The organism is Microbispora corallina (genome assembly GCF_016863035.1).
GTDB lineage: Bacteria > Actinomycetota > Actinomycetes > Streptosporangiales > Streptosporangiaceae > Microbispora > Microbispora corallina.
In genome coordinates this window covers 1-11,047 of sequence record NZ_BOOC01000073.1, presented here as the reverse complement: position 1 = coordinate 11,047, position 11,047 = coordinate 1, and the positions used below count along the sequence as shown (strand labels likewise).

At 72.2% G+C, this 11,047-nt stretch carries 6 protein-coding genes; 3 read left to right on the top strand and 3 right to left on the bottom strand.

The window, feature by feature from the left end; translation table 11 throughout:
* The first annotated feature begins 208 nt into the window (after positions 1 to 208).
* The gene (locus Mco01_RS38355; RefSeq protein ID WP_204061734.1) at positions 209 to 2,305 is read left to right on the top strand and encodes a family 43 glycosylhydrolase; all 2,097 of its coding nucleotides are present in this window, start codon (positions 209 to 211) and stop codon (positions 2,303 to 2,305) included.
* A gap of 294 nt (positions 2,306 to 2,599) precedes the next feature.
* A complete protein-coding gene (locus Mco01_RS38350) occupies positions 2,600 to 4,891 on the top strand; it encodes a heavy metal translocating P-type ATPase (protein WP_204061733.1) in 2,292 nt (763 codons plus the stop codon).
* Positions 4,892 to 4,912: 21 nt separating this feature from the next.
* On the opposite strand, the gene Mco01_RS38345 is transcribed toward Mco01_RS38350, so the two are convergent.
* The gene (locus Mco01_RS38345) at positions 4,913 to 5,785 is read right to left on the bottom strand and encodes a universal stress protein (RefSeq protein ID WP_204061732.1); all 873 of its coding nucleotides are present in this window, start codon (positions 5,783 to 5,785) and stop codon (positions 4,913 to 4,915) included.
* A 162-nt stretch (positions 5,786 to 5,947) separates the two neighbouring features.
* Here Mco01_RS38345 and Mco01_RS38340 point away from each other — a divergent pair, with 162 nt between their 5' ends.
* Positions 5,948 to 6,880, top strand: a complete 933-nt coding sequence (locus Mco01_RS38340; protein ID WP_204061731.1) for a ribose-phosphate diphosphokinase — start codon at positions 5,948 to 5,950, stop codon at positions 6,878 to 6,880.
* Between the two features lie 56 nt (positions 6,881 to 6,936).
* Here the strand turns inward: Mco01_RS38340 and Mco01_RS38335 are convergent, their stop codons facing one another.
* The gene (locus tag Mco01_RS38335) at positions 6,937 to 7,632 is read right to left on the bottom strand and encodes a CBS domain-containing protein (RefSeq protein WP_204061730.1); all 696 of its coding nucleotides are present in this window, start codon (positions 7,630 to 7,632) and stop codon (positions 6,937 to 6,939) included.
* Between the two features lie 164 nt (positions 7,633 to 7,796).
* Positions 7,797 to 10,826: a LamG-like jellyroll fold domain-containing protein gene (locus Mco01_RS38330; RefSeq protein WP_204061729.1), complete on the bottom strand. Its 3,030-nt coding sequence runs from the start codon at positions 10,824 to 10,826 to the stop codon at positions 7,797 to 7,799.
* Positions 10,827 to 11,047: the final 221 nt, after the last annotated feature.

Below are 11,047 nucleotides of genomic sequence, written 5' to 3'. Positions count from 1 at the left end.
TGCGCAGCTGACCCCGGAAGCCGCGTGACAGAGCCGTCTCCGCGACGCGGAGACGGCTCTTCACCGTGCCCGTCGGCACGGTCGATCGCCCTCAGACAGAGGTAACGGTAACTCCACGCCGAAGAGTCCCGGTGACGCGGCGAGCGCGCACCGCCCCGGGTTCCACATCCCCCCTGGGCCGTACGGCCCGGAGATCGAAGGAGAACACATGATCGCCCTCGGCGAGGTCCCCAAGGCCCTCCCTCGGCAGCGCCACTGGCGAGCCCTGATCGCCGCCGTGGTCACGGCCGTCCTGGCCGGCTCCATGCTCGTGCTCAACACAGGCGCGGCATCCGCGGCGACCGTCGACACGTCCGCCTGGTACGTGCTGGTCAACCGCAACAGCGGCAAGGTGCTCGACGTCTACGGCCAGGCCACCAACGACGGCGCCCGCGTCACCCAGTGGACGCGGGGCGACACCGCCAACCAGCAGTGGCAGTTCGTCGACTCCGGCGGCGGCTACTACCGCATCAAGGCCCGCCACTCGGGCAAGGTGCTCGACGTGTACAACCGGTCGACCGCCAACGGCGGCTCCGTCGTCCAGTGGACCGACGGCAACGGCACCAACCAGCAGTGGCGCCTGGCCGACTCCTCCGGAGGCTACGTCCGCTTCATCAACCGCAACAGCAACAAGGCACTCGAAGTGCAGAACGCCTCCACCGCCGACAACGCCAACGTCGTCCAGTACGACGACTGGGGCGGCAACAACCAGCAGTGGCAACTCGTCCGCGTCGACGGCGCGACCCCGACCCCCACCCCCACGCCGACGGGCCAGTACAACAACCCCGTCGTCTGGCAGGACTTCGCCGACGGCGACATCATCCGGGTCGGCGACGCCTACTACTACTCGGCCTCGACGATGCACTACTCCCCTGGCGCGCCGATCCTGCGCTCCTACGACCTCGTCAACTGGGAGTACGCGGGCCATTCCGTGCCGCGGCTGGACTTCGATTCCAGCGCCTACGACCTGAGCGGCGGACGCGCCTACGTCAAGGGCATCTGGGCCTCGGCGTTCAACTACCGGCCCAGCAACAGCACGTACTACTGGATCGGCTGCACCGAGTTCAACCGCACCTACGTCTACACCGCGTCGGCCGTCGACGGCACGTGGACCAAGCGGTCGCGGATCAATAACTGCTACTACGACGCCGGTCTGCTGATCGACGACGACGACACCATGTACGTCGCCTACGGCAACACCAACGTCAGCGTGGCCCAGTTGTCCGCCGACGGGCTCAGCCAGGTGCGGACCCAGCAGGTGTTCAGCACGCCGTCCAGCGTCGGCACGCTGGAGGGCTCCCGCTTCTACAAGCGCAACGGCTACTACTACATCTGGATGACGCGCCCGGCCAACGGCCAGTACGTGCTCCGCTCGACCAGCCCGTGGGGGCCGTACGAGATGCGGCAGGTGCTGCTGGACATGCCGAGCCCGATCTCCGGCGGCGGAGTGCCGCACCAGGGCGGCCTGGTGCAGACGCAGAACGGCGCCTGGTACTACATGGCGTTCGTCGACGCCTACCCCGGCGGCCGGGTGCCGGTGCTGGCGCCGATCTCGTGGAGCTCCGACGGGTGGCCGTCGGTGCAGACCGTGAACGGCGGCTGGGGCGCCACGTACCCGAAGCCGAACATCTCCACGACGAAGACCGTCAAGTCGATGATCGGCCCGGACACGTTCACCACGAGCGCGCTCGACCCGCGCTGGGAGTGGAACCACAACCCCGACAACACCAAGTGGTCGTCGGGCAGCGGTCTGCGGCTGCAGACGGCGACCGTCACCGACGACCTGTACAACGCGCGCAACACGCTGACCCACCGCATCCAGGGGCCCTCGTCCACCGCGACGATCGAGCTGGACTACTCGGCGATGGCCAACGGTGACCGGGCGGGCCTGGCGATGCTGCGCGACTCCTCCGCCTGGATCGGGGTGCGCCGCGACAACGGCGCGTACCGGGTCGTGATGACCAACAACCTGACCATGAACGGGAGCTGGCAGACCACGTCGACCGGCAGCGAGGCGGCCTCGGCCGCGGTGTCGGGCGGCCGTATCTGGCTGCGCGTCAACGCCGACATCCGGCCGGGGTCGGGCCGCCAGGCCCGGTTCTCCTACAGCACGGACGGCACCACCTTCACCACGCTCGGTCCGGCCTTCACCCTGAACAACGCCTGGCAGTTCTTCATGGGCTACCGGTTCGGGATCTTCAACTACGCCACCCAGGCCCTCGGCGGCTCGGTGACCGTCCGCCGGTTCGACCTGACCACCCCCTGAGAGGCATGACGGCCCCGCGCCCGTGAGGCGACGAGGCCATGAGGACCGGAGCGCCCGCCGATCGACTCGGCGGGCGCTCCTTTCTGCCCGGACCCGTCCACGGTCACGAGACCCGGCGATGCGCCCGAGGACGGCACCAGGAGCGCCCCCTTCGTACGTGACGGCCCAGGCCATGCAGCCGGATCGGCGTTGAGGGGCTCGCCGCCGGAGCACAGGGCCACCGGGGGCCTTTCGTCCGTCAAATCGGGGATACCGGCCCTATCCGCGTCCTCCGGGCGAGGGGAGGCTGGACAGGTGAGACGGATCGCGCTGCTGGCGGGAACCCTAGGCGCTCTGACGGCCGGGAGCGCCCTGCACCTTCTGGGAGGGGCGACCGCCGGTGACGTCGTGTGGGCGGCCGGCACCGTCGCCGCGCTCGTCCCCGCGCTGTGGTGGGTGGTGTCCGCGCTGCGCGCCGGCCGGCTCGGGGTCGACGCGATCGCGGTGCTTGCCCTGGGCGGCGCCCTGGCCGTCGGGGAGTACCTCGCCGGAGCGGTGATCGGCGTGATGCTCGCGGGCGGCCGGGTCCTGGAGGACTACGCGCTGCGGCGGGCCCGTCGTGACCTGACCGCCTTATACGAGCGGGCGCCGCGCGAGGCCCGCCGGTACGAGGAGGGCGTCCCCTGCCGGATCGCGGCCGACGAGGTGCGGCGGGGTGACCGGCTGCTGGTGCCGAGCGGCGAGATGGTGCCCGTCGACGGCGTCGTCGAGTCCGAGGGCGCTCTCCTGGACGAGTCCGCCCTTTCCGGCGAGTCGCTGCCGGTGGAGCACCGGAAGGGCGAGGGCGTGCCCAGCGGCGTGGTCAACGCCGGACCGCCGTTCGACATGCGGGCGACGGCGAGCGCGGCCGACAGCGCCTACACGGGCCTGGTACGGCTGGCACGGGAGACGGAGGCCGGCTCCGCCCCGATCGTCCGCCTGGCCGACCGGTTCGCGGCCTGGTTCGTGCCGGCCACGCTCCTGCCGGCCGCGGGCGCCTGGCTGATCTCCGGGGACGCCGTGCGGGCGGTCGCCGTACTGGTCGTGGCCACGCCCTGCCCGCTGCTGCTGGCCGCGCCGGCCGCGATCGCCTCCGGCCTGTCCCGTACGGCGCGGCAGGGTGTCGTGGTCAAGGGCGGCGGAGCGCTGGAGACGCTGGGCCGGGCACGGACACTGGTGCTCGACAAGACCGGCACCCTCACCGAGGGCCGCCCCCAGGTGGTGGACGTCCTGGCCGCTCCGGGAGGGGATCCGGAGGAGGTCCTCCGTCTCGCGGCCGCCGTCGACCAGATGTCCTCGCACGTGCTGGCCGCCGCGATCGTGCGCGCGGCCCGCACGCGCGGGCTGGCCCTGCCCGCGCCCGAGGACGTGTCCGAGGTGCCGGGGACGGGCGCCTCCGCGCTGGTCAGGGGACGCCGCGTGCGCGTGGGCAAGGCGCCCGGCTCCCGCTCGTCCCCCTGGGAGGCCGCCCAGCGCGCCCGGGCCGCGCTCGACGGCGCGATGACCGTGTGGGTGAGCCTGGACGACCAGGTGACCGGGGTGGTCCTGCTGCGCGACGCCGTCCGCGGGGACGCCGGACGCACCCTGCGGCGCATGCGGAGCGCGGGGATCGACAGGGTCGTGATGCTCACCGGCGACCGGGCCGAGGTCGCCGAGAGCGTCGCCGCCGTGCTCGGCGTCGACCGCGTGCTGGCCGAGCAGACGCCCGCGAACAAGGTCGAGGGCGTTCGGGACGAGGCGCGGCGGGCCACGACCATGATGGTGGGCGACGGGATCAACGACGCGCCGGCGCTGGCCGCCGCCGATCTCGGCGTCGCGATGGGAGCCCGCGGGACCGCCGCCTCCGTCCAGATGGCCGACGTGGTGCTGACCGCGGACCGGATCGACCGGCTCGCCGACGCCATGGACGTCGCTCGCCGCACCCGCCGGATCGCCCTGCAGAGCGCGGGGGCCGGCATGGCACTGTCGCTGGCCGCCATGGCCGCCGCCGCGGCCGGCGCGCTCCCGCCCACCGCCGGCGCCGTCCTCCAGGAGGTCATCGACGTCGCCGTGATCCTCAACGCCCTTCGCGCCCTGCGTGCGGCGCGGGGCACGCGGCTGCCGCTGGACAGGCCGACCTTCGACCTGCTGCGCCGCTTCGAGCGCGAGCACGCGGAGCTCCGGCCGCCGCTGGAGCTGATCCGCGAGGTCGCCGACCGGCTGCGCCCTGATGTGCCCGGGGACGCGCTGGCCGACCTGTGGCGCGTGCACGCGTTCCTGACCGGCGACCTGCTGCCGCACGAGCATGACGAGGAGTCGCGGCTGTACCCGGCCATGGCGCATCTGCTCGGCGGCCCCGAGGCGACCGTGACGATGAGCAGGGCCCACGCCGAGATCGACCGGTTGGTCCGGCGCCTGGGCCGCCATCTCGACCTCGCGGCGGATCGGGGCCCACGCGCGGACCAGCTCGACGACCTGCGGGCGTGCCTGTACGGCCTGTACGCGGTGCTCACCCTGCACTTCGCGCAGGAGGAGGAGGCGTACTTCTCCCTGGTCTCCGCGCCGTCCGTGTCGAACGCCGCGGACTGAGCGGCCGCCGTGCGCGACATGTCAGTGGCGCACGGCGACGACCGGGCAGGCGCAGTGATGCAGGACGGCGTGGGCGACGGCTCCGAGCCCGAGCACGGCCGGTGTCCTGAGGCGGACGCCGATGATCAGCAGGTCGGCCGTCGCCGACGCGTCGATCAGGGCCTTCGCCGGATGCTCGTGGACGACCTGCCGGGTCACCGGGACGCCGGGGTATCCGCCGGCCCGGCCGGCCAGCGTCGCGGCGAGCGACCGCGTCTCCTGCTCGGTGACCTCCTCCACGTCGTAGAACAGTGGCCGCGCGTCGCCCGGCCCGGTCACGGCGGGGTGCGTCCAGGCTCGGACGGCGCGGAGGCGGGCCTTCCGCAGGCACGCCTCCTGGAACGCGAAGTCCAGAACGGGTTCCTGGTCGGGCCGCGCGGTGACGCCCACGACGATCTCCCCGCGGTCGCCGGTGCCCGCCTGCCTGATCGCCTGCCTGATCACGGCCACGGGGCAGGGCGCCCGGGCGGCGACGTGGCGGGCCGCCGAGCCCAGCAGCAACCCGGCGAACCCTCCCCTGCCCCGGTCCCCCACGACGATCATCTGGGCCGCCCCGGCGGCCGCCACGAGCGTCTCGGGCACCACGCCCTCCAGGATCGCGGTGTCGACCCTCAGACGCCGCGTGCCCGCCCGGGCGCGGATCGTCGCCTCCTCGAGGATCCGCCGTCCCTCGGCCTGCACCGCCGCGGCCCAGCGCGCGGGCTGCGGGACGAGCGGTACGCCGAGGGACCAGCGGGGCGGCACGTGCACGATCCACAGCGACGCCTCGCGGACCACGGCCTCGTGCCCGGCCCACTCCGCGGCCTGGAGCGAGGCCGGCGAGCCGTCGGCGCCGACGACTATCGGCATGGTCATGACGCACCCCCTGAAGGACCGGCCCCGGTCCGTCCCGGTCCGCCGCCACGGAGCCCTCCTGACGAGGCATACCCCGTCTGCCCCGGCAGTCCGTTATGCGCACGCCGCCGCGGGGCACGCACCGAGGAGGGCCGCCTTCCGGGGAGTGCGCGGGTGATCGTCATGACGTTGCGTATCGTGGCGGGGACCGCCAACCGCGGCCTGGCCGAGGCCGTGGCTGCGGAGCTGTACATGGAGCCTGCGGCGTCCGAGGTGGAGCGGTTCCCGGACGGTGAGCTCCGTCCCGTGGTGGCGAACGTGCGGGGGGCCGACGTGTACCTCGTCCAGCCGACCGGCCCCCCGGTGAACGACCACGTGATCGAACTGCTGCTCCTCCTCGACGCGTGCCGGCGCGACCGGGCCGAGCGGGTCACCGTCGTCGCGCCCTACTTCGGGTACGCGCGGCAGGACCGGCGACGACGGCCCGGGGAGGCGATCGGCGTCCGCGTGATGGCGGACGCGCTCGCCACCGCCGGGGCGCGGCGCCTCGTCGTGGTGGATCCGCACATGCCCGCGATCGAAGCGGTCTGCGCCATGCCCGCGGACGCGCTGACGGCGGTGCCCGTCCTCGCCGACGCCCTGTGGGACCGGCTCCCCGCCGACGCGGTCGTCGTCGCCCCCGATCTCGGCGCGGTCAGGCTCGCCCGGCACTACGCCCGGCTGCTGTCGCGCCCGGTCGTGATGGTGCGCAAGACGAGGCTGACGGGGGCGGACGTGATGACCGAGGGACTGGTGGGCGAGGTGTCGGGACGGCCCGCGCTCCTGGTGGACGACATGATCACCACCGGTGGCACGATCGATGCGGCGGTGGACGTCCTGCTCGCAGGCGGAGCGCAGGCGGACATCGCCGTGTCCGCGACCCACGGCGTGCTCGTGGAGCCTGCCGCCCGGCGGCTGGCTCGGCCGGAGATCCACGACGTGGTGGTCACCGACACCCTGCCGCAGCGCGACGGCCCGCGGACGCGCCGGGTGTGCTCGATCGCCCCGCTCCTGGCGGACGCGATCGGGCGGCTGCATCGTGACGAGCCACTCGACGAGCTGCTGGTTCACGCGTGACGCCGGCCTCGTGGGCACCGGCCTCTCGTGCTCCTCCCGGCCATCGTGCCCGCCGGTCAGATCCTCAGGCCGGAGTCCTCCTCCGCGCACTCCAGCCTGTCGACGACCTCGCCCACACCGTTGACCCGTCCGGTCATGTGAACCAGGGTGCGGGCGTCGCCGCGACGGTCCAGCCGCCCGCTGAGCGTCACCACACCGGCCGCCACGTCGACGCGGACCTGCGAGAGGTCCGCCCACAGCGCGCCGTCCACCACCTCTTCGCGCACCTCCCGGGCGATGTCGTCGTCGGAGCGGGCGAGGACCTTGAGCACGTCGTGGCGGCTGACGATGCCGACGAGCCGGCCCTCGTCGTCCACGACGGGCAGCCTCTTGACGCCGTGCTCGCTCATCAGCCGGGCCGCGCTGACCACGCTGGTGAACGGCCGAGTGGTGATCGCCGGGGCCGACATCAGCTCGGCGGCCGTCTCCCCCCGCGCCCTGTCCTCCATGGTCGCCCCCCGGCCGCCGAACTGCTCACGCAGCCGGAGGCGGAGCGGAGGACGGTAGTCCTCACCGTAGAACTGCTTGCGGAACTCCTCCTTGCGCAGCAGGTCCGCCTCCGAGATCACGCCGATCACATGGCCCTTCGCATCGACCACCGGGAGCGCGCTCACCCCCCGGGCGATGAGGACCTGGGCGACGTCCCGGTACGACGTGCTCCCCGTGACCGAGACGACGTTCGCGGTCATGACGTCGCGCACCTTCATGTGCATGATCCACCACCCCCGAGAGGCGAGACCCCCGCGCCGCTTCCCGACCCGGGATGGTGATTCCCCTCCGGGACCATGGTCATGGCGGGGGCCCCGGCGACAGACCCCGAAGGCGGAGGGCCGGGCGCGTGGAGTGCGCCCGGCCCCGTGGCATCAGCCGGCCGGCCTCATCCGAGTCGCTTCCAGGGGCCGTTGGGGGTGCCGGGTGTCTGGTTGCGGGTCCACCACTGCGCCTGGTAGACGACGCCCTGGTAGTCGGCCCGGTCGCCCGCGACGAAGACCCGTGACGGGGTCCACACCGCGGTGCCGTCCGCCGTGGACACCATCTGCTGCCAGGGCCCGTACGGATCGCCGGGCGTCTGGTTCTGCGTCCACCACAGGGTGCGCCAGACGGATCCGTGGTAGGACACCTGGTCATCGGTGTTGTAGACCTTGGCCGCGGCCCACGCCGGAGGGTTGTCGATCACGATCGACACGGTCTGCTCGGTGGTCAGCCCGTTCGTGCCGACCGCGTCGATCTTGAGCTGGTAGGTGCCGTTCGGGTAGGCGGTGGTGTCGACGACGAGGGTGGGGTGGAGCCCGTCGTCGTGGCTGCCGGGCGCCTTGGTGTTGTCGGTCAGCCAGACGCCGTCGCGGTTGAGTTCGATGTAGGTGTAGGAGACGTCGGACGCCGCGCCGCCGAGGTCGACCGTGAAGGTCGGCGTGCCGGAGACGGAGGCGCCGTCGGCCACGGACACGCCCGTGATCGCCAGGTAGGGCGTGAGGGTCCAGAAGTGGTCCGGGACCGAGGCGTCGCCGGTGGCGGGCGCCGGGCTGGCGACGAGGGTGGCGTTGCGCCCGTTGCCCGACGCGTCCGCGACGGCCGTTCCCGTGCTCTCGTCGAACGTGTAGCGCAGGACGTCGCCCGCTCCGGCCTGCCCGGTGGCGAGGGCCGACACCTCGGACGCGGTCAGCGCCCGGCTGTACACGTTGAAGTCGTCGACCGCGGCGGCCAGGTACGGGTCCCCCGAGTACTGCGAGCGGCCGATCCAGTTCTGCGTGGTGCTGCCCAAACTCGAGGGATGGACGGTGACGTTGGTGTTGGTGCCCGCGACCTGGTCGTTGACGTACAGGGTGCCGGTCGTGCCGGACACCGTCACCGTCACCAGCGACCAGGTGTTGAGCGGAAGCGTCGTGGTGGAGCTGATCTGCTGCTCCCCGCCGGCGCCGCCGGTCGTGATGGCGAAGCGGAGCCCGGTGTTCTTGTTGAGCGTCAGGAACATGTAGTTCGACGTGCCGGTGCCGAAGTCGAACACGCGCGACCACGTCGTGTTCTTGGCCGGGTTGACCCACATCGAGACCGTGAAGTCGCCCGTGACGCCGCTCACCGCGCCGCGCGGCACGTTGACGTACTGGTTGGCGCCCGACAGCGCGACGGCCTTGCCGAGTTTGCCGGTCACCCGCGTGCCGCCGATGCCCGAGGAGGTGACGGTGGTGTCGCTCCACTGCACGACCTGGGCGCCCGAGTCCTTGCTCATGCCGTCGACGGCGAGCACGAGACCGGTGTCGTAGTTCACGAGCTTGCGGTGGCCCTTCCCGTCAGGGACGACCTGCCACAGCTGCCCGTTGCCGCCCGTGTCGGTCTCCACCTCGGCGGACGCGCCGTTGCCGGACGAGGCGTCCTTCACTCCGAGCACCAGGCCGCCGGCCGCGTTGACCACCTTGTACAGGCCGGAGCCCGCGGAGACCAGCTTCCACCTCTGGGTGGCGCCCTCCGCGACGGTGGCCTGGTTCACGAGGGTGCCCGCCGACGTCCCCGCGTCCCGGGTGCCGAGCGCGAGCCCGCTGTTCAGGTTGGTGATCCGATAGGTGCTCTCGAGGTCGGTCGCCGTGCCGGCGCCGCTGATCACCAGGTGGTACGCGTTGGCGGAGCCCATCGCCACCGGGACGGTGATGGAGCCGTCGGTCACCTGGTACACGGTGTCGGAGATGGTGATCGGACCGGCGACGGGGTTGGTCCGCCCGTACGACGGGGTGTACTCGAGCCTGGCGTGGACGGTGCCGTCCAGGTCGAGCTTGTCCAGTCCGTCGACCTTGACGGCGGTGGCGCCGCTGCCGCCGCCGAAGACCACGCTGACCTGCTTCTTGTCATCGGACACGGCGGCGGCGCCGTCGAGGCCGGTCGTGGCGTTGGGCGGGGTGGTGGTGACCATGTCCCCACTCATGTCGGCGTACCACTTGTAGAGCCAGTAGGCGCCGTTCGGGTTCCCGCCGGTGCCGGTCAGGAGGTCGCCGAGCGCGCCGTACCCGTTCCAGAACGCGAGCTCCGCGTCGTGGATGCCGTAGCGCTCGAACTTCGCGATGTACCCGACGAGGGCGCCAGGGATGCCGACCTCGGAGGGCGCCGCGTACTCCTCGATCGAGATCGGGCGGGGGCTGATGCCGAGGTTCTTCATGATGGCGGTGACCTTGGCGAGGTCGCCCACGATCTTGCCCGAGTTGATGAGCTCGTGCCAGGAGATGATGTCGGGAACGGTGTCGGTCGCGACCGCGTTCTCGAGGAAGTTCTCCATGTCGTTGATGTTGTCGGAGAAGCTCGGGCCCTGGATCGGCGTGGCCGGGTCGAGCGACCGCACCTGGCGGAAGGTCTTCGTCCAGAAGTCCTCGTAGGTGCCGTTGGACGAGAGCCACGTGTTGTCCGACTCGTTCCACAGCTCCCACGCCGCCATGTTCGTCGCCCCGGACGCCTGGACGGCCTTCACCTGCTGCTCCACGACACCCGGCCAGGTGTCCCAGCTGAACTTGTACGGCCAGCCGGCGTAGTAGTCCGACAGGCGGTCCACGACCTTCGCTCCCGCGCGGGCCGCCTTGTCGGCGACCACGAGCACGTCGCCCTTCGCCTGCTGCTTGCCGCCCACGGCCATCTGGACGAACGTGTTCGGCTTGATGGCCTTGACCAGGGCGTCGGAGGGAGTCGCGTCGTCGGCGAGCCCGTAGAGGGACCCCGTCGCGACATGCGTGACCGGGCGGAACGGCTGGTCGGCCTGCACCACGAGCGTCGACGCCGGGGCCGCGACCGGGGCCGCGGACGCGGGCGAGGCGGCGACGACTCCCGTGGCCGCGATCGCGAGCGCGGCCGCCAGGGACGCGCCCCCGATCCGGTTCAGGCCGGCGCGCGGGGCTGACGCCCTCGCCGGGGGCGATGCTGTCCAGGACATGCGTGATCTCCTTGCCTTGCGTGAGGGAGAGGACGTTCACATCCCGTCGTCTGGCAAGGGGCCGTGACGACAGGGAATGTTAGCGTTAACAATCGAGGGGTGCCGCGGGTCGCGGACGTGAGGGGACCTTCCTCAGTCCTTCACCGCGCCGGCGGTCACCCCGGCGGCCACGTAGCGCTGAGCCACGATGAGCAGCAGCGTCGCGGGGATGGACGCGACCG